The sequence below is a fragment of the Agromyces aerolatus genome (assembly GCF_031432255.1).
Taxonomy (GTDB): Bacteria; Actinomycetota; Actinomycetes; order Actinomycetales; family Microbacteriaceae; genus Agromyces.
This window is the reverse complement of sequence record NZ_JAVKGQ010000010.1, coordinates 26,343-45,264: the sequence shown is the minus strand read 5'-3', so window position 1 is coordinate 45,264 and position 18,922 is coordinate 26,343. Positions and strand designations below refer to the sequence as shown.

The window sequence follows — 18,922 nt, the reverse complement described above, 5'->3', positions numbered from 1 at the left end:
GCATCCACCGGCGCATCGACCGCCGGACGCGACCGCGAAAGGCCCGAAGCGACGTGACCATCAAGCCCGACCTCTCCGTGAGCATCCCCGCCGAGCTCGGCAACGTGCATTTCGTGGGCATCGGCGGTTCCGGCATGAGCGGGATCGCACGGCTCATGCTCGCCGACGGCCACCGCGTGACGGGGTCCGACGTGCGCGACTCGGCGAACATCGCGGCGCTCCGCGAGCTCGGGGCGGTCATCCACCTCGGGCACCGCGCCGAGCACCTGCCGGCTGACGCGGACACGGTCGTCGTCACCGGTGCGCTGTGGCAGGACAACCCCGAGTACCGGCTCGCGCTCGAGCGCGGGCTGCCCGTGCTGCACCGCTCGCAGGCGCTCGCCGCGCTGATCGGTGGCCGCCGCCTCGTCTCGGTCGCGGGCGCGCACGGCAAGACGACGTCGACGGGCATGATCGTGACCGGCCTGCTGGGGCTCGGCGCCGACCCGAGCTTCGTCAACGGCGGCGTCATCGCGGATCTCGGGACGAGCTCGGCCGCGGGCGACGACGAGCTCTTCGTCGTCGAGGCCGACGAGTCCGACGGCTCGTTCCTGCTCTACGACACCTCGGTCGCGCTCATCACGAACGTCGACCCCGACCACCTCGACCACTACGGCTCCCGCGAGGCGTTCGAGCAGGCGTTCGTCGACTTCGCCGACCGGGCTCGCGAGCTCGTCGTCATCTCGTCGGACGACGCCGGCGCGACCCGCGTGCGCGAGCGGCTCGCGCACGGCGCGATCGTCACGTTCGGCGAGGCGGCGGATGCCACGGTGCGGGTGCACTCCGTCGAGACCGACGGTCCCGTGGCGTTCGCCATCGACTACGCGGGGGCGACGTACCGCGCGCGGCTGCGTGTGCCGGGGCGGCACAACGCGATCAACGCCGCGGGCGCCTTCGCCGTGCTCGTCGGCCTCGGCCACGACCCGGCCGCGGCGCTCGCGGGCATCGAACGGTTCGGCGGCACGGGCCGCCGGTTCGAGCTGCACGGCACGGTCGGCGGCGTGAGCGTGTACGACGACTACGCGCACCATCCGACCGAGGTGGCCGCCGCGCTCGCGGCCGCGCGCACGGTCGTGGGCGAGGGGCGGATCATCGCGGTGCACCAGCCGCACACCTACAGCCGCACGCGGGCGTTCGCGACCGAGTTCGCCGAGGTGCTCGAGCGGTTCGCCGACGAGACGGTCGTGCTCGACGTGTACGGCGCGCGAGAAGACCCGGTCCCCGGGGTGACCGGAGCGCTCGTGAGCGAGCGGTTCGCGGATGCGTCGCATGTCGCGTTCATTCCCGACTGGCAGGAGGCCGCCGACCACACGGCGCGCATCGCGCGCGACGGCGACTTCGTGATCACGCTCGGCTGCGGTGACGTCTACCGCATCGTCCCGCAGCTGCTCGGCTCGCTCGAGCGGACCCGCGAGTGACGGCGGTGCTCGGGTGAGGCGGCCGCAGGGGTTCGACGGCCCGCCGCGGCAGCGGGAACCCGGCCGGGCCGCGGTCGCCTCGCCCGCCGACGAGACGCGACCCGTCCCGCCGCCCGGTCGGTCCGCCCCCGTCGAGGCCGACGCGACGCAGCCGATCGAGCCGTTCGGGCGGGTTGGCGCACGGAGCGCCGACGCGACGCAGCCGATCGAGCCGTTGCGCGGCGGTGCCGGAGCCGACCCCGATGCGACGCAGCCGATCGAGCCGCTGCGCGGCCCGGCCGAGCCCAGGGCGCGTTCGGCGGGGGCCGATGTGCGCGCGGCGAAGCGAGACCTGGCTCGCGCGCGCGCCGCGCGCAAGCGGTACGAGCGGCAGGAGGTGCGGCGGTTCACCGAACGTTCCCGTCGTCGCCGTCGTGCCTGGCTGATCGGCGGCGGATCGGTGCTGCTGGTGTCGGTCGGCATGGTCGCCATCGCGTACTCGCCGCTGATGGCGTTGCGCGAGGTGCGCATCGAGGGGGCCCAGCGGATCCAGGTCGCCGAGATCCAGGGGGCGTTCGCCGAGGACCTCGGCACACCGCTGCCGTTGATCACGTCGGGCGACGTGCAGGACGCCCTCGGCGGCTTTCCTCTGATCGAGACGTACTCGACCGAGACGTTGCCGCCGGGCACCCTGGTCGTCCGCATCGTCGAGCGGACGCCCGTCGGCGTCCTCGAGACCGCGGACGGGCTCGAGCTCGTCGACGCGGCGGGCGTCGTCATCGAGCGGATGACCGAACGGCCCGAGGGGCAGCCGGTGATCAGCGCGGGTTCGGTCACGAGCGAGGGCTTCCGGGCCGCGGCCGCGGTGATCCGCAGTCTGCCCCCAGAGGTGCGCGCGCAGGTCGTGCAGGCCACCGCGGCGACGGCGGACGACGTCAGGCTCGTGCTCGCGGGCGACGCGACGGTGGTGTGGGGCAGTGCCGAGCAATCGCCGCTCAAGGCGACGGTGCTCGCACAGCTCATGCGCTCGGCGCCGCCCGAGACCGTCGTGACCTACGACGTCTCGGCGCCGATGAGCCCGGGGCTGGTCGGGTGACGCGCCGGGCGGGGTGTCGGTGGTGCCGGATTCGCACCGGGGTTCGCGACACGCGGGTGCCCCTTGCGGAGTGGACGACGGCGCACCACGTACCGTCGTCGCAGGAATTGCATACTCGGCAAAACTTTAACCTTCAGGTGAAGGTTTAAGGTTCAGAGTTCGCACGGAGGGCCGGACATGTCGACTAACCAGAACTACCTCGCCGTCATCAAAGTCGTCGGCATCGGCGGCGGCGGTGTGAACGCGGTGAACCGCATGATCGAACTCGGCCTGCGCGGGGTCGAGTTCATCGCGATCAACACCGATGCGCAGGCGCTGCTGATGTCCGACGCCGACGTCAAGCTCGACGTCGGACGCGACCTCACGCGCGGACTCGGGGCGGGCGCCGACCCCGAGGTCGGCCGTCGCGCCGCCGAAGACCACGCCGAAGAGATCGAGGAGGCGCTCGCGGGCGCCGACATGGTCTTCGTGACCGCGGGCGAGGGCGGCGGCACCGGCACGGGCGGCGCGCCCGTGGTCGCGCGCATCGCCAAGTCGATCGGCGCGCTCACGATCGGTGTCGTGACCAAGCCGTTCAGCTTCGAGGGCAAGCGCCGGCAGACCCAGGCCGAGCAGGGCGTCGGCCGGCTGAAGGAAGAGGTCGACACCCTCATCGTGGTGCCGAACGACCGGCTGCTCGAGATCAGCGACCGCGGCATCTCGATGCTCGAGGCGTTCTCGACCGCCGACCAGGTGCTGCTCGCCGGTGTGCAGGGCATCACCGACCTGATCACCACGCCCGGCCTCATCAACCTCGACTTCGCCGACGTCAAGTCGGTCATGCAGGGTGCGGGGTCCGCGCTCATGGGCATCGGCTCGTCACGCGGCGCCGACCGGTCGATCAAGGCCGCCGAGCTCGCGGTCGCGAGCCCGCTGCTCGAGGCCTCCATCGACGGCGCGCACGGCGTGCTGCTGTCCATCCAGGGCGGCTCGAACCTCGGCATCTTCGAGATCAACGACGCGGCGAGGCTCGTGCAGGAGGCCGTGCACCCCGAGGCGAACATCATCTTCGGTGCCGTCATCGACGACACGCTCGGCGACGAGGTGCGCGTCACCGTCATCGCCGCAGGCTTCGACGGCGGTGAGCCGCAGCCGAAGGACCAGGTGAAGGAGCACACGCTCGACCAGTCCGAGGCACGTCGCTCGGCCGCGGTCCCCGCCGCGGTCGGCGCGGCCGTCGGCGGTGCCGGGCTGCTGGGCGGCTCGGTCTCCGAGCACGGCGAGCCCGTCGCCGAGATCGACATCGAGGAGCTGGTCGAGACCGCCAACTGGGGTGAGATCGACCCGCCCGCCGGCGATCAGATCGTCACCGACCCGGCGTTCGACGACGACGGCGACGACCTCGACATCCCCGACTTCCTGAAGTGACCGCCGAGCCGCCGACGAACGGGCCCGCCCGCGAGGGCGCGGCCGGTGGCGTCGGCGGCCCCGGCGGGGCCGCCGGTCTCGCCGAGCGGCTCGCGCGGGTGCGCGGCGAGGTGGCGGATGCCGCGGCAGCGGCCGGCCGGAGCGCCGACGAGCTCACGACGATCGTCGTGACCAAGTTCCATCCGGTGTCGCTCATCGCCGAGCTCGCCGCGCTCGGCGTCCGTGACGTGGGCGAGAACCGGCACCAGGAGGCGCAGGCGAAGGCCGCCGAGCTCGCGCCGACCCTTCCCGAGCTGCGTTGGCACTTCGTCGGACAGCTGCAGAGCAAGAAGGCCAGGCAGGTTCGCGCGTACGCGAGCGCGATCCACTCGATCGACCGTGCGTCGGTCGTGGACGCGCTGCGCTCCGACGAGGCATCCGTCGACGTGTTCGTCCAGGTGAACCTCACCGACGACCCGGGGCGCGGCGGCGTCGCGCCGGACGCGCTCGACGCGCTCGTCGAGCGCGTGCTCGGCACGCCGGGGCTGCGGCTCAGGGGCCTCATGGCGGTCGCGCCGCTCGGCGTCCCCGCCCGGCCGGAGTTCGCGCGCGTGCGCGAGCTCTCAGCACGGATCCAGCGCCAGGCCCCCGAGGCGGACGCGCTCTCCATGGGCATGAGCCACGACTTCCGCGACGCGATCCTCGAAGGCGCGACACACCTTCGGATCGGCACGGCAATCACGGGCAATCGGCCGGCCTGAGGTTAGCCTCGAAGCAGACTTTACGCACTGAGGAGGCAGCGATGTCGAACCCGCTGAAGAAGACCATGGTCTACCTCGGCCTCGCCGACGAGGAGCTCGAGGCCGAGTCGCCGCAGGCGCACACGCCCGCCGCGAGCCAGCCCGCCCCCGCGCCGGTCGTCCAGGCCGCGCCGCCGGCGCCGAAGGGCGGGGCCGCGGTGACGCCGCTCCGCAAGGCACAGCCCCAGCCCGTCCCCACGATTTCGCAGGCGGATATGAACGAGATCCTCACCGTGCACCCGCGTCAGTACCGTGACGCGCAGGTCATCGCCGAGTCGTTCCGCGAGGGCGTGCCGGTGATCATCAACCTGTCGCAGATGTCCGACAACGACGCCCGGCGCCTCATCGACTTCGCGAGCGGGCTCTCCCAGGGCCTGCACGGCAAGATCGAGCGCGTGACGAGCAAGGTGTTCCTGCTGTCGCCCGCGCACGTCGTGGTCTCGGGCGATACCGGCAACGGCGAGGGCGACGCGGACGCGACGTTCTTCGCGCACGCGTAGACTCTCCCGTCGTGGGAGCACTTTCGGTCGTCTGGAGCATCCTCTCGACGCTCCTCCTCATCTATTTCTTCATCATGTGGGCGCGATTCGTGCTCGACCTGGTGCGCACCTTCAATCGCAGCTGGCGGCCACGGGGATTCTGGCTCGTCGTGGTCGAGCTGGTCTACACCGTGACCGATCCGCCCGTGCGGTTCTTCCGCAGGCTCGTCCCGCCGATCCGCATCGGTCAGATCGCGCTCGACCTCGGCTGGAGCCTCGCGATGCTCGTGGTCATCGTGCTGATGACCATCGTCTCCGGGCTCTCGGCGGCCACCGCGGTCGCGGCGCTCTGACGCGACGCGAGGGGTCGCCTGACGATCTGCTGCGAGCGTGACGCCCGGCACCCGCACGCACTGCGACCCACCGGGCGACCCTGATATCGTGAGCAAATCCGTTCCGAACCGTTATCGACAGATGTGAGGGTTGCAGCCATGGCGCTAACTCCGGAAGATGTGGTCAACAAGCGCTTCCAGGCGACGAAGTTCCGCGAGGGCTACGACCAGGACGAGGTCGACGACTTCCTCGACGAGGTGGTCGTCGAGCTGCGCCGCCTGAACCAGGAGAACGAGGAGCTGCGCCAGCGCCTCGCCGCGGCAGAGGCCCGCGGCGCCGACTCGTCGCGCCCCGCTCCCGCCGCCGCCCCGGCCGCACCGGCCCCGGCGCCGGCCACCGCGTACGCTGAGCCGGCCGCGCCGCCGCCCACGGTGGCCGTCCCGACGCAGCAGGCCACGCCGCAGTCCGAGATCGACGAGCAGACCAGCACCACGAACCTGCTCCAGCTCGCGCGCCGCCTGCACGAGGAGCACGTCCGCGAGGGCGTCGAGAAGCGCGACGCCCTCATCGCCGAGGGCCACGCCACCGCGGCGCGCGTCGTCGCCGAGGCCGAGGCGAAGTCCCGTGCGCAGATGAACATCCTCGACCAGGAGCGCGTCGCGCTCGAGAAGCGGGTCGACGAGCTCCGGGTCTTCGAGCGCGACTACCGCCAGAAGCTCAAGAGCTACATCGAGGGCCAGCTGCGCGAGCTCGACACCGCGTCGCCGGTGCAGGTCTCGGGCAACCAGGGCTTCTCCGGGTCGGGTGCGAACCGTCAGGGCGAGGCCGCGCAGGCGCCGACGTTCCAGGGCTTTGGCGGCTGACCGAAGCGCTCGCTCCGCGAGTACCGTGATCGCGTTGGCCGTCCTGTTCGGGGCGGCCATCGCGGCGTACGGGCTCGACCAGCTGAGCAAGGCGCTCGTCGTCGCCAACCTCACCGAAGGCGAGGCGGTCCCGGTGCTCGGCACCGTGCTGCAGTGGCAGTTCGTGAGGAACCCGGGCGCGGCCTTCTCGATCGCGAGCGGCATGACCTGGATCTTCACGATCCTCGCGGCCGCGGTCATCACGTTCATCGTGTGGTTCGCGCGCCGGATCCGCTCGGTCGCGTGGGCGCTGGTGTTCGGCCTGCTGCTCGGCGGCGTGCTGGGCAACCTCACCGACCGGCTCGTGCGCGAGCCGAGCTTCGGGCTCGGGCACGTCATCGACTTCATCTGGACGCCGTGGCTGCTGCCGGCGATCTACAACTTCGCGGACATCGCGATCGTGTCGAGCATGGTGCTCTTCATGATCCTGACGATCCGCGGCATCGGACTCGACGGCTCGCGGGCCGTCTCGAAGCCCTCGCCGGCCGACGAGGCGCCCACCGCGCGACCGGCCGCCGAGTCGTGACGGGGCGAGGCTGATGGAGCATCGCGCGCTTCCCGTTCCCGATGGTCTCGAGGGCGCTCGTGTCGACGCCGGGCTCGCCAAGCTGCTCGGGTTCAGCCGCACGCAGGCCGCCGACGTCGCAACCGCGGGCGGCGTGGTCGTCGACGGGCGCGTCGTGGACAAGTCCGACCGGTTGCATGCCGGGGCCTGGCTCGAGGTGAGCTGGACCCCGCCGCGCCCGCTCGAGGTCGAGGCCATCGCCGTGCCCGATCTCGGCATCGTGCACGATGACGCCGACCTGGTCGTGGTCGACAAGCCCGCGGGCGTCGCAGCGCACCCCTCGATCGGCTGGAACGGGCCGACCGTGGTCGGCGCGCTCGCGGCGGCCGGCTACCGGATCTCCACGTCGGGCGCGCCCGAGCGGCAGGGCGTCGTGCACCGGCTCGACGCCGGCACGAGCGGGCTCATGGTCGTGGCGAAGTCCGAACGCGCCTACACCGCGCTCAAGCGGGCATTCCACGATCGGGAGGTCGAGAAGATCTACCACACGATCGTGCAGGGGCACCCCGACCCGCTGGCCGGCACGATCGACGCCCCGGTGGGCCGGCATCCCCGATCGGACTGGAAGTTCGCGGTGACCGCCGACGGCAAGCACGCCGTGACCCACTACGAGACGATCGAGGCGTTCCCCTACGCCTCGCTGCTCGAGATCCATCTCGAGACCGGCCGCACGCACCAGATCCGCGTGCACATGGCCGCGCAGCGGCACCCGTGCGCGGGCGACGCGATGTACGGGGCCGACCCGACCCTGAGCGCACGGCTCGGGCTCAGCCGTCAGTGGCTGCACGCGCGCGAGCTCGGGTTCGTGCACCCCGGCACGGGGGAGTGGGCCGTCTACACGTCGGAGTATCCGGCGGACCTCGCGCACGCGCTCGACGTGCTGCGGGAGGACTGAGGCAGGCGCGCCGCCGAGGCATCCGTCGATGTCGGCGGGGCACCGTAGACTCGCTCACACGCCCTCAAGATCCGCCCCCGCACCACCCCCGGAGGAGCCCCGTGGCCGCCGATTCGTTCGTCCATCTGCACGTCCATTCCGAGTACTCGATGCTCGACGGCGCGGCCAGGGTGGGCGAGCTCATGAAGGCCGCCGTGGCCGAGGGCATGCCCGCAGTCGCGATGACCGACCACGGCAACGTCTTCGGCGCCTACGACTTCTGGAAGCAGGCGACCGACGCCGGCATCAAACCCATCATCGGCACCGAGGCGTACCTCACGCCGGGCACGCACCGCAGCGACAAGACCCGCATCCGCTGGGGCAACGGCGGCGGCGACGACGTGTCGGGCTCGGGCGCGTACACGCACATGACCCTGCTCTCGGAGACGACCGAGGGCATGCACAACCTGTTCCGGCTCAACAGCCGCGCGTCGATCGAGGGCTACTACTTCAAGCCGCGCATGGACCGCGAGCTCCTGCAGACGTACGCGAAGGGCCTCATCGCGACGACCGGCTGCCCGTCGGGCGAGGTGCAGACGAGGCTGCGGCTCGGCCAGTACGACGAGGCCGTCAAGGCGGCGGCCGAGTTCCGCGACATCTTCGGCAGAGAGAACTTCTTCGCCGAGGTCATGGACCACGGGCTCGGCATCGAGAAGCGCATCATGGACGACCTGCTGCGCCTCGCCAAAGACCTCGGCCTCCCGCTCGTCGCGACCAACGACCTGCACTACACGCACGCGCACGACGCCAAGAGTCACGCGGCGCTGCTCTGCGTGCAGTCGGGGTCCACGCTCGACGACCCCAACCGGTTCAAGTTCGACGCCGACGAGTTCTACCTCAAGAGCGCAGCCGAGATGCGTCAGGTGTGGCGCGACCACCCCGAGGCCTGCGACAACACGCTCGCGATCGCCGAACGGTGCGACGTGCAGTTCAACACCAGCGCGAACTACATGCCGCGCTTCCCCGTGCCCGAGGGCGAGAACGAGGAGAGCTGGTTCATCAAGGAGGTCGAGCGCGGCCTGCACCAGCGCTACCCCAACGGCATCCCCGACGACGTGCGCAAGCAGGCCGACTACGAGACCGGCGTGATCAGCCAGATGGGCTTCCCCGGCTACTTCCTCGTCGTCGCCGACTTCATCAACTGGTCGAAGGAGCACGGCATCCGGGTCGGCCCCGGCCGAGGCTCGGGCGCCGGCTCGATGGCCGCGTACGCCATGAAGATCACCGACCTCGACCCGCTGCAGCACGGGCTCATCTTCGAGCGGTTCCTGAACCCCGACCGCGTGTCCATGCCCGACTTCGACGTGGACTTCGACGAGCGTCGTCGCGGCGAGGTCATCAAGTACGTCACCGAGAAGTACGGCGAGGAGCGCGTCGCGCAGATCGTCACCTACGGCACGATCAAGGCCAAGCAGGCACTGAAGGACTCCAGCCGCGTGCTGGGGTTCCCGTTCGGCATGGGCGAGAAGCTCACGAAGGCCATGCCGCCCGCGGTGATGGGCAAAGACATCCCGCTCTCGGGCATCCTCGACAGAGATCACCCGCGCTACAAAGAGGCCGGCGACATCCGGGCGCTCATCGAGACCGACGCCGAGGCGAAGACCGTCTTCGAGACCGCCCTCGGGCTCGAGAACCTGAAGCGCCAGTGGGGTGTGCACGCCGCTGGCGTCATCATGTCGAGCGATCCGCTGATCGACATCATCCCGATCATGAAGCGGGAGCAAGACGGCCAGATCGTCACCCAGTTCGACTATCCGGCGTGCGAGTCGCTCGGCCTGATCAAGATGGACTTCCTCGGGCTCCGCAACCTCACGATCATCGACGACGCGCTCGACAACATCGAGGCCAACCGCGGGTTCCGGCCCGTGCTCGAAGACCTCGCCCTCGACGACCGCGACGCGTACGACCTGCTCTCCCGCGGTGACACGCTCGGCGTGTTCCAGCTCGACGGCGGGCCCATGCGCTCGCTGCTGCGGCAGATGAAGCCCGACAACTTCGAAGACATCTCGGCCGTCATCGCGCTCTACCGGCCGGGGCCCATGGGTGCGAACTCGCACATCAACTACGCGCTCCGCAAGAACGGCCTGCAAGAGATCACGCCGATCCACCCTGAGCTGGCCGAACCCCTGAAAGACATCCTCGACACGAGCTACGGCCTGATCATCTATCAGGAGCAGGTCATGGCGATCGCGCAGAAGGTCGCCGGCTTCTCGCTCGGTCAGGCCGACATCCTGCGGCGAGCGATGGGCAAGAAGAAGAAGTCCGAGCTCGACAAGCAGTACGAGGGCTTCTCGGGCGGCATGATCGCCAACGGGTACTCCGAGGCCGCGATCAAGACCCTCTGGGACATCCTGCTGCCCTTCTCCGACTACGCCTTCAACAAGGCGCACTCGGCCGCGTACGGCGTGCTGAGCTACTGGACGGCATACCTCAAGGCGCACTACCCGGCCGAGTACATGGCCGCGCTGCTCACGAGCGTCGGCGATGCGCGCGACAAGCTCGCGCTCTACCTCAACGAGTGCCGGCGCATGGGCATCAAGGTGCTGCCGCCCGACGTGAACGAGTCGATCGGCTTCTTCGCGGCCGTCGGCGACGACATCCGGTTCGGGCTCGGCGCCGTCCGCAACGTCGGCTTCAACGTGGTCGACGCCATCCGTGCCGCGCGCGACACGGAGGGGCGCTTCGAGACGTTCCACGACTTCCTCAAGAAGGTCCCGATCCAGGTCGCCAACAAGCGCACCGTCGAGTCGCTGGTCAAGGCCGGCGCATTCGACTCGCTCGGCCACACGCGGCGCTCGCTCGTCGAGATCCACGAGGGCGCGGTGGAGTCCGCCGTGAAAGACAAGCGCGCGGCCGAGAACGGCGACATCGGGTTCGACTTCGACAGCCTGTTCGAGGACCACGAGCGCGAGGCCGCGCCCTCGATGGTGCCCGAGCGGCCGGAGTGGGCGAAGAAGCAGAAGCTCGCGTTCGAGCGCGAGATGCTCGGGCTCTACGTGTCGGAGCACCCGCTCGACGGCCTCGAGGCGCCGCTGGCCAAGCACGCGTCGACCACGATCCTCGACCTCACCTCCTCCGACTCCACGCAGGACGGCGACACGGTGACCGTTGCCGGCCTCGTCACGAGCGTGCAGCACCGGGTCGCGAGACAGTCCGGCAACCAGTACGGCATGATCGAGGTCGAAGACTTCTCGGGCTCGATCACCGTCATGTTCATGGGCAAGGCCTACCAGGAGTTCGCCCCCGGCCTCGTGGCGGACTCGATCGCGGTGGTCCGGGGCCGGGTGAGCCTGCGCGACGACGGCATGAACCTGCACGCCTACAGTGTGATGACGCCCGAGTTCGGGCAGAGCGACGACAACGGGCCGGTCCGCATCACCATCCCCGATCAGCGGGCGACGCATGAGACGATCTCGGCGCTCGGCGAGGTCTTCTCGAGGCACCGGGGCGACACCGAGGTGCGGCTGACGCTCATGAAGGGTCGCGTGGGTCGCGTCTTCGAGGTTCCCTACCCGGTCCGCGTCACGGCCGACTTCTACGGCGAGCTGAAGAGCCTGCTGGGCCCGGGCTGCCTGCTCTGAACCGGGCTGTTGCGGCCGGCACAGGCGGCGTGCGGTGAACGCTCGGTACGCTTGACGCATCATGCTGCGCACCATCGACCTCCGCGGGTCCCGGCCGACCCCCACCGAGCTCCTCGAACTCGTTCCGCGAGCGGCGACCGACGTGGGCGCGGCCCTCGACCCCGCACGCGAGCTCATCGACGACGTCCGCGCTCGAGGTGAGCACGCGCTCATCGAGCAGGCCGAGCGGTTCGACCGGGTGCGTCCGGCGGCGGTACGGGTGCCGGCCGCCGAGCTCGCCGCAGCCCTCACGTCGCTCGACCCCGACGTCCGTTCGGCGATCGAGTCGACCATCGAGCGTGTGCGCGCCGCGAGCGCCGCGCAGGTCCCGGCCCCCGAGACGACCGTGCTGGCCCCCGGCGCGATCGTCGAACAGCGGTGGCAGCCGGTCGCACGCGTCGGGCTCTACGTGCCAGGTGGGAAGGCCGTGTACCCGTCGAGCGTCGTGATGAACGTCGTGCCCGCACAGGTGGCCGGGGTGCGCTCGATCGCGCTCGCGTCCCCGCCGCAGGCCGACCACGACGGCCGGGTCCACCCGACCGTCGCGGGCGTGGCCGCGCTGCTCGGCATCGACGAGGTCTACGCCATGGGCGGCGCGGGTGCGATCGGCGCGTTCGCCTACGGCGTGCCGGGCCTCGGGCTCGAGCCGGTGCAGCGGGTCACGGGCCCCGGCAACGTCTTCGTCGCTGCGGCGAAGCGCCTCGTGGCCGGCGTCACCGGCATCGACGCCGAGGCGGGGCCGACCGACATCCTCGTGATCGCCGACGCCACGGCCGACTCGGACTTCGTCGCGGCCGACCTCGTGAGCCAGGCGGAGCACGACGAGCTCGCGGCGTCCGTGCTCGTCACGGACTCGGTCGAGCTCGCCGCGGCCGTGCAGGAGCGCCTCGCCGTGCGGGTCGAGTCGACGCGGCACGCCGCCCGGGTCCGCCAGGCGATCGAGGGCCAGCAGTCCGCCGTCGTCCTCGTCGACGACCTCGACCGAGCCGCCGACTTCGCGAACGCCTTCGGGCCCGAGCACCTCGAGATCCAGGTGGCCGACGCCGACGCCGTGCTCGCGCGCATCGAGAACGCCGGCGCGATCTTCGTCGGGCCGCACTCGCCCGTGAGCCTCGGCGACTACGCGGCCGGCTCCAATCACGTGTTGCCCACGGGCGGCACGGCACGGTACGTCTCCGGCCTCTCCGCCGCGACCTTCCTGCGGCCTCAGCAGGTCGTCCGGTACGACGAGGCGGCGCTTCGCGAGGTCGCGCCGGTGATCGCCGCGCTCTCGGCGGAGGAGGACCTGCCCGCACACGGCGAGGCCGTGACGGCGCGCTTCGCGCCCGCGCACGCCGGGTCGGCGGAGGCCGGGTCGGTGGCTTCGGCGCGCCGGTAGGCTCGCGCCGGTAGGCTGGGGCCACCATGTACTGCCCCTTCTGCCGTCATCCCGATTCCCGTGTGATCGACTCCCGCACGAGCGACGACGGCCTCTCGATCCGGCGGCGCCGCCAGTGCCCCGAGTGCGGTGGCCGCTTCTCGACGACCGAGACCGCGAGTCTCTCGGTGATTAAGCGCAGCGGCGTGGTCGAGCCGTTCAGTCGTGAGAAGGTCGTGCTCGGCGTGCGGAAGGCGTGCCAGGGCAGACCCGTGACCGACGCCGACCTCGCGGTCCTCGCCCAGCGGGTGGAGGAGACCATCCGGTCGACGGGCGCCTCGCAGATCGAGGCGAACGACATCGGCCTCGCGATCCTGCCACCCCTGCGCGAGCTCGACGAGGTCGCCTATCTGCGCTTCGCGAGCGTGTATCAGGCGTTCGAATCGCTCGACGACTTCGAGTCGGCGATCGAGGCGCTGCGCGCCGAGCACGGGCGGTTGCCCGCTCGCCCGGTCGAGTAGTGCGTCGCTGAGCAGCTCGATTCGGCTACTCTGAACCGCGGCATGTATCGACTTCTCTTCTCCCAGGTCCTCACCCACCTCGACCCCGAGCGGGCCCACCATCTCGCGTTCCGGGTCATCCGATCGCTTCCCGCGTTCGGGGTGGGCCGGCTCGTGGAACGGTTCACGCGCCCCGCGCCCGAGCTCGAGGTGATGGCACTGGGGTTGCGCTTCCCGTCGCCGTTCGGCGTCGCGGCCGGCTTCGACAAAGACGGCCTCGCGGTGCGCGGCCTCGGCCAGCTCGGCTTCGGGCACGTGGAGGTGGGCACGCTCACGGCGATCGCGCAGCCGGGCAATGAGCGGCCGCGCATGTTCCGGCTGGTGAAGGACCGCGCGCTGGTCAACCGCATGGGGTTCAACAACGGCGGGGCGGATGCCGCGGCGGGGCGTCTCTCGCGTCTGGCTCGCCGTCGTGACCGGCCCGTGCTCGGCGTGAACATCGGCAAGAGCCGGGCGACCCCCGTCGAGGAAGCCGTGGCGGACTACGAGCGGAGCGCCCGCGTGCTCGCGCCGTTCGCCGACTATCTCGTCGTGAACGTGAGCTCGCCGAACACGCCGGGCCTGCGCGGGCTGCAGGAGCTCGACGCGCTCGCGCCGCTGCTCGAAGCGGTTCGGGGCGCGTCGGGTTCGACGCCGCTGCTCGTCAAGATCGCGCCCGACCTCGCCGACGACGAGGTCCGCCGCATCTGCGAGCTCGTGGTCCGGCTCGGGCTCGACGGGATCATCGCGACCAACACGACGGTGTCGCGTGACGGGCTCCGCACGAGCGCGGCCGAGGTCGAGCGGATCGGGGCGGGCGGGCTCTCGGGAGCGCCGCTCGCCGCGCGCGCGCTCGAGGTGCTGCGGCTCGTGCGCGACCACGTGCCCGCCGAGCTATGCGTGATCTCGGTCGGCGGCGTCGAGACCGCGGCCGACGTGCAGGACCGGCTCGACGCGGGTGCGACGCTCGTGCAGGGCTATTCCGGGTTCATCTTCCGCGGCCCGCTCTGGGCGCGCGAGATCAACCGGGGGCTGGCGCGCTTCGCGCGCGCCCGCGCTGCGGTGCCCGTGCCCTGAGCGGGCGCCCGAGGCATCCGCTCACGCACCGACTCACCGACGCACCGACGCACCGACGCCCGACCGAGCCCGACCTCGGACTCGAACGGTCGCAGATGGTGGGTGCGGCGCGGAGACACCCACCATCCGCGACCGTTCGAGGTGAGAACCGGGCGTTGCGATCGGGCGCGCCGGACGTCAGGCGAGCGGCGGCTCGGGCTGGTCGGGCCCGGGCTGCATGACCCCCGCCTCGGCCAGGCGGTCGGCCAGGGTGGATCCGTCGCCCGCCGAGACCCACGGCACCTGGTCGGTGTGCTCGTCCACCTTGGTGCGACCACCGGCGAGCACCGCCTCGCCGGTGGAGAGCCGCCGGATCGCGACCGCGGCGACCCGGCCGGGGTGGTCGGCTGCGAAGCGCGCGTAGAGCTCCTCGTCGTGCTGGCCGTCGTCGCCCACGAGCAGCCACCGCACATCGGGGAACTCCTCGGCGAGCCGCCTGAGGTTCTCCTCCTTGTGCGCGCGCCCGCTGCGGAACCACCGGTCGTGCGTGGGGCCCCAGTCGGTGAGCAGCAGCGGGCCGGCGGGGTAGAGATTGCGGTCGAGGAAGCGGGTCAGCGTCGGTGCGACGTTCCAGGCGCCGGTCGACAGATAGATGACCGGCGCGCCGGGGTGCTCTCTGACCAGTCGCTCGAACAGCACGGCCATGCCGGGGGTCGGGATGCGCGCGTGCTCGTCGAGCACGAACGTGTTCCAGGCGGCGACCAGCGGGCGGGGCAGCGCGGTCACCATGACCGTGTCGTCCACGTCGGAGATGAGGCCGAACCGCGCCCCGGGGTCGATGACGTGCACGGGCGCGGACACGGGTTCGGAGCCTTCGGTGTACAACCGCGCGCGGTGCCAGCCGGGTTCGAGCCGGACGGGGACCTTGGTGTCGACGACGCCGCCGCGATCGGCCAGCACCTCGAGCCGCTGGCCGCCGACCTCGATGATCACGGGGATGTCCCCGACGGGCACGCTCGTGAAGCTGCGCCAGCCGCGGATGCTCTGCTCACGGGTCCGGCCGCGTTTGGTGCCGGAGCCGCCCGTGACGGGCTTCGACAACAGCACCCGGCACAGCACCCTGACCCACTCGGTCGAGCCGTAGCCCGTGTAGGGCACCACGGTGGGCACATGCCCACGACGTCTCGCGAACCGTTCGCGGACGTCGTGCAGCCAGTCTTCGAACCGCGCAGCGCCGTGCCGAGTCGTGCGCTCACGGGATCCGACCGGGGAGGGGGAGGTCTCCGGCATCCCTCCAGTCTGTCATGTCCGCCGGGCTGCACGTGCCCGCGGGCCGGGCCGGACCGGGCCGCGCGCGGCGGGGCCGGTACGGCGGCCAGCTATATGCCCGGTAATATAGTCGGCGTTATCGACTGGAGGTTCCGTGTCCAACATCGACCTGATCCTGGGGGCCGATCATGGTCGCATCAGCACGGTGCGAACCGAGCCGACCCAGCGACGCAGCACCCAACGGCTCGACGCGCTCCTCGACGCCGCGGCCGAGCTCGTCGACGAGGTGGGCTTCGAACGGCTCACGACGCAGATGGTCGCCGAGCGCGCGGGTGCCTCGATCGGCACGGTCTACCGGTACTTCCCCGACCGGGTCGCCGTCCTCCACGGACTTCGTGAGCGGTCGATCGACCGCTACCGGGCGCGTGTGGCCGAACGGCTCGCCGCGGCCGATCTGACGACCTGGTGGGAGCTCGTCGAGACCGCCGTCGACGCGCTCGACGCGCTCTACCGCGAGGAGCCGGGCTTCACGGTCGTCCACGCGGCCGACCGCGAGCTCTCCGACGACGGCGAAGAGCCCGAGTTCGCCAGCCGGATGGTGCGCGTGCTCGCAGCCGAGTTCCGCGGCATCGCCGACACCGCCGAGCTGCGCTTCCGCTTCGGCGTGGCCATGGAGCTCGTGGAAGCGCTGGTGTACCGCGCCCACTCACGCGACCCGCAGGGCGACTCGCGGTACATCGACGAGGCCAAGGTCGTCGTCCGCCGGTACCTCGAAGAGCATCTCGATCCCGCGATCGCGGCCGGTGCAACGCTCGACGGGCACTCCGCGGCCTAGCACATCCGGGCCACGCCGACGCGAGCATTGAACGTGTCGGCGGTGCGTGTTTGGCTTGTCCTGCGGGCATCCCCACCCGCGGAGGGTGGACGGCATGATCGAGTTCCGTGGTGTGCGCAAGCAGTTCCCCGACGGCACCGTCGCGGTCGAACGGGTCGATCTGCAGATGCGGCCGCACCGTACGACGGTCCTGGTCGGCTCATCGGGTTCGGGCAAGACCACCCTGCTCCGCATGATCAATCGCATGGTGGACCCGTCGGACGGTGCGGTGCTCATCGACGGTGCCGACGTCGCGACGGTCGATCCCGTGCGGCTGCGCCGCTCGATCGGCTACGTCATGCAGAACAGCGGGCTGCTGCCGCACCGCACGGTGATCGACAACATCGCGACGGTGCCCGTGCTGCGCGGCGAGTCGAAGCGTGCGGCCCGCGCGCGGGCGCTCGAGCTCATGGACACGGTCGGGCTCGACCGCTCGCTCGCCGACAAATACCCGGCGCAGTTGTCCGGCGGCCAGCAACAGCGCGTCGGCGTCGCGCGCGGGCTCGCGGTCGACCCGAACATCCTGCTGATGGACGAGCCGTTCGGCGCGGTCGACCCGCTCGTGCGGACCGAGCTGCAAGACGAGCTGCTCAGGCTGCAGCGCGAGCTCGGCAAGACCATCGTGTTCGTCACACACGACATCGACGAGGCGTTCCGGCTCGGCGATCACGTGGTCATCCTTCGTGAGGGCGGACACGTCGTGCAGCAGGGCGCACCGGCCGAGATCCTCGCGAGTCCCGCCGACGAGTTCGTGGCCGGGTTCATCGGGGCCGACCGCGGCCGGCGTCTGCTGCGCGTCGCCGAGGTGGACGGACGTCGCATCGTCGTGGACGACGACGGTCGTCCGGCGGGGGTTCTCGCGTCGTGAACTGGATCTGGTCGAACCTCGATCGGATCGGCGAGCTCGTGCTCGTCCATCTCGCACTGTCGGTTCCGGCGATCACGCTGAGCTTCGTGCTCTCGGTGCCCATCGGCTGGCTCGCGTGGCGGTTCAGGTGGTCGCGCGGGGTGCTGCTCAGCCTGTGCGGCATCCTCTACGCGATCCCGTCGCTGCCGCTGCTGATCGCCTTGCCGGGCCTGATCGGGGTGTCCCTCCGCTCGCCCGTGAACCTCGTGGTCGCGCTCACGCTCTACGGCATGGCGCTCATGGTGCGCACGGCCGCCGACGCGTTCGCCGACGTCGACGCCGACATCCGGCTGTCGGCCACCGCGATCGGGTATTCGCCGTGGCGGCGTTTCGCGGGGGTCGAGCTGCCGTTGGCCGGGCCGGGGCTCCTCGCGGGGCTCCGGGTCGTCATCGTCAGCACCATGAGCCTCGCGACGATCAGCGCGCTCATCGGCGTGCAGAGCCTCGGCAGCCTGTTCACCGACGGCTTCCAGCGCGGCATCGCCGGTGAGATCTGGGCGGGCGTCATCGCCACGATGCTGCTCGCGATCGCGCTCGATTGGGTCGTCGTCCTCCTGGGCCGCTGGCTCCTGCCGTGGAACCTGCGCGCCCGCGGCCCCCGCCGCATGCGACGCCGCCCAGGCGGCGCGCAGCCGGAGGTGGCGGCGTGAACCTCTTCCTCGACGCGTTCGCGTGGCTCACCGACCCGGCCAACTGGGAGGGCCCCGACGGCATCGGCGCGCGGCTCGTCTTCCACGTCGTGTTCAGCCTCGCCGTCGTCGCGGGCTCGATCGTCATCGCCGTGCCCATCGGGGTCGTCATCGGCCACACGGGCCGTGGCCGCGAGCCGGCGGTCGTGGTCTCCGGTGCGCTCCGCGCGCTGCCGACGCTCGGTCTGCTCACCCTGCTCGCGCTCTGGCTCGGCCTGGTCATCGGTGCGCCGTACCTCGCGCTGATGGTGCTCGCGGTGCCGTCGGTGCTCGCCGGCGCGTATGCGGGCGTCGGCGGGGTCTCGCGCTCCACGGTCGACGCGGCTCGCGCCATGGGCATGACCGAGCTGCAGATCGCCCTTCGGGTCGAGCTCCCGCTCGGCCTGCCGACCATCATCGGCGGCATCAGGGCCGCGGTGCTCCAGGTCATCGCGACCGCGACGCTCGCGTCGTACATCGGCCTGGGCGGGCTCGGCACCTACATCTTCCTGGGCTTGAAGACCCGCGACTACACGGTCATGCTCGGCGCGTCGATCCTCATCATCGCGCTCGCGCTGGTCCTCGATGGAATGTTCGCCCTGGTCCAGCGCCTTGGTGTTCCTGAGGGGGTTCGCGTCGGACGCGGGCCCGCATCGCTTCGTTCCCGGCCATCCCGGCCGCGAACGAGTGTGGGGTGATCC

The 18,922-nt window shown here is 71.1% G+C and carries 18 protein-coding genes; 17 read left to right on the top strand and 1 reads right to left on the bottom strand.

What is annotated here, in order from left to right:
- Positions 1 to 53: 53 nt before the first annotated feature.
- The 13 genes from murC to RH864_RS13010 all read left to right on the top strand — a co-directional run bounded on the left by murC (position 54) and on the right by RH864_RS13010 (position 14,524).
- Positions 54 to 1,457 carry a UDP-N-acetylmuramate--L-alanine ligase gene (gene murC, locus RH864_RS13070; RefSeq protein ID WP_310517995.1) on the top strand — a complete coding sequence of 468 codons (1,404 nt, stop codon included), beginning with the start codon at positions 54 to 56 and terminating at the stop codon, positions 1,455 to 1,457.
- A 13-nt stretch (positions 1,458 to 1,470) separates the two neighbouring features.
- Positions 1,471 to 2,532 (top strand): FtsQ-type POTRA domain-containing protein, encoded by a 1,062-nt coding sequence (locus RH864_RS13065; protein WP_310517994.1) that lies wholly within the window; start codon positions 1,471 to 1,473, stop codon positions 2,530 to 2,532.
- Positions 2,533 to 2,709: 177 nt separating this feature from the next.
- Complete coding sequence (ftsZ, locus tag RH864_RS13060) at positions 2,710 to 3,939, top strand: cell division protein FtsZ (protein WP_310517993.1); 1,230 nt, start codon at positions 2,710 to 2,712, stop codon at positions 3,937 to 3,939.
- A 98-nt stretch (positions 3,940 to 4,037) separates the two neighbouring features.
- A complete protein-coding gene (locus tag RH864_RS13055; RefSeq protein WP_310518067.1) occupies positions 4,038 to 4,679 on the top strand; it encodes a YggS family pyridoxal phosphate-dependent enzyme in 642 nt (213 codons plus the stop codon).
- A 41-nt stretch (positions 4,680 to 4,720) separates the two neighbouring features.
- The gene (locus RH864_RS13050) at positions 4,721 to 5,218 is read left to right on the top strand and encodes a cell division protein SepF (protein WP_310517992.1); all 498 of its coding nucleotides are present in this window, start codon (positions 4,721 to 4,723) and stop codon (positions 5,216 to 5,218) included.
- A gap of 11 nt (positions 5,219 to 5,229) precedes the next feature.
- On the top strand, positions 5,230 to 5,550 hold the full coding sequence (locus tag RH864_RS13045; protein WP_310517991.1) for a YggT family protein: 321 nt from the start codon (positions 5,230 to 5,232) through the stop codon (positions 5,548 to 5,550).
- A gap of 138 nt (positions 5,551 to 5,688) precedes the next feature.
- Positions 5,689 to 6,393: a DivIVA domain-containing protein gene (locus tag RH864_RS13040; protein ID WP_310517990.1), complete on the top strand. Its 705-nt coding sequence runs from the start codon at positions 5,689 to 5,691 to the stop codon at positions 6,391 to 6,393.
- Between the two features lie 25 nt (positions 6,394 to 6,418).
- On the top strand, positions 6,419 to 6,958 hold the full coding sequence (gene lspA / locus RH864_RS13035; RefSeq protein WP_310517989.1) for a signal peptidase II: 540 nt from the start codon (positions 6,419 to 6,421) through the stop codon (positions 6,956 to 6,958).
- Positions 6,959 to 6,971: 13 nt separating this feature from the next.
- Entirely contained in the window at positions 6,972 to 7,892 is a 921-nt protein-coding gene (locus RH864_RS13030) for an RluA family pseudouridine synthase (RefSeq protein WP_310517988.1), read from the top strand.
- A 149-nt stretch (positions 7,893 to 8,041) separates the two neighbouring features.
- Entirely contained in the window at positions 8,042 to 11,512 is a 3,471-nt protein-coding gene (dnaE, locus tag RH864_RS13025; protein ID WP_396129976.1) for a DNA polymerase III subunit alpha, read from the top strand.
- Between the two features lie 61 nt (positions 11,513 to 11,573).
- Positions 11,574 to 12,929 carry a histidinol dehydrogenase gene (gene hisD, locus RH864_RS13020; protein ID WP_310517986.1) on the top strand — a complete coding sequence of 452 codons (1,356 nt, stop codon included), beginning with the start codon at positions 11,574 to 11,576 and terminating at the stop codon, positions 12,927 to 12,929.
- Positions 12,930 to 12,955: 26 nt separating this feature from the next.
- Positions 12,956 to 13,429, top strand: a complete 474-nt coding sequence (gene nrdR / locus RH864_RS13015) for a transcriptional regulator NrdR (RefSeq protein ID WP_308796478.1) — start codon at positions 12,956 to 12,958, stop codon at positions 13,427 to 13,429.
- A gap of 42 nt (positions 13,430 to 13,471) precedes the next feature.
- Positions 13,472 to 14,524 (top strand): quinone-dependent dihydroorotate dehydrogenase, encoded by a 1,053-nt coding sequence (locus RH864_RS13010; protein ID WP_310517985.1) that lies wholly within the window; start codon positions 13,472 to 13,474, stop codon positions 14,522 to 14,524.
- 177 nt (positions 14,525 to 14,701) lie between these two features.
- Here the strand turns inward: RH864_RS13010 and RH864_RS13005 are convergent, their stop codons facing one another.
- Complete coding sequence (locus RH864_RS13005) at positions 14,702 to 15,793, bottom strand: App1 family protein (RefSeq protein ID WP_310517984.1); 1,092 nt, start codon at positions 15,791 to 15,793, stop codon at positions 14,702 to 14,704.
- A 133-nt stretch (positions 15,794 to 15,926) separates the two neighbouring features.
- Here RH864_RS13005 and RH864_RS13000 point away from each other — a divergent pair, with 133 nt between their 5' ends.
- From RH864_RS13000 to RH864_RS12985, 4 genes are all read left to right on the top strand, one after another.
- Positions 15,927 to 16,607 carry a TetR/AcrR family transcriptional regulator gene (locus RH864_RS13000; protein ID WP_310517983.1) on the top strand — a complete coding sequence of 227 codons (681 nt, stop codon included), beginning with the start codon at positions 15,927 to 15,929 and terminating at the stop codon, positions 16,605 to 16,607.
- 94 nt (positions 16,608 to 16,701) lie between these two features.
- Positions 16,702 to 17,514 carry an ABC transporter ATP-binding protein gene (locus tag RH864_RS12995; protein ID WP_310517982.1) on the top strand — a complete coding sequence of 271 codons (813 nt, stop codon included), beginning with the start codon at positions 16,702 to 16,704 and terminating at the stop codon, positions 17,512 to 17,514.
- Positions 17,511 to 18,203: an ABC transporter permease gene (locus RH864_RS12990; RefSeq protein ID WP_310517981.1), complete on the top strand. Its 693-nt coding sequence runs from the start codon at positions 17,511 to 17,513 to the stop codon at positions 18,201 to 18,203. The genes RH864_RS12995 and RH864_RS12990 overlap by 4 nt, the downstream gene beginning before the upstream one ends.
- Positions 18,200 to 18,919 carry an ABC transporter permease gene (locus tag RH864_RS12985; RefSeq protein ID WP_310517980.1) on the top strand — a complete coding sequence of 240 codons (720 nt, stop codon included), beginning with the start codon at positions 18,200 to 18,202 and terminating at the stop codon, positions 18,917 to 18,919. Before RH864_RS12990 ends, RH864_RS12985 begins: the two co-directional genes overlap by 4 nt.
- Positions 18,920 to 18,922: the final 3 nt, after the last annotated feature.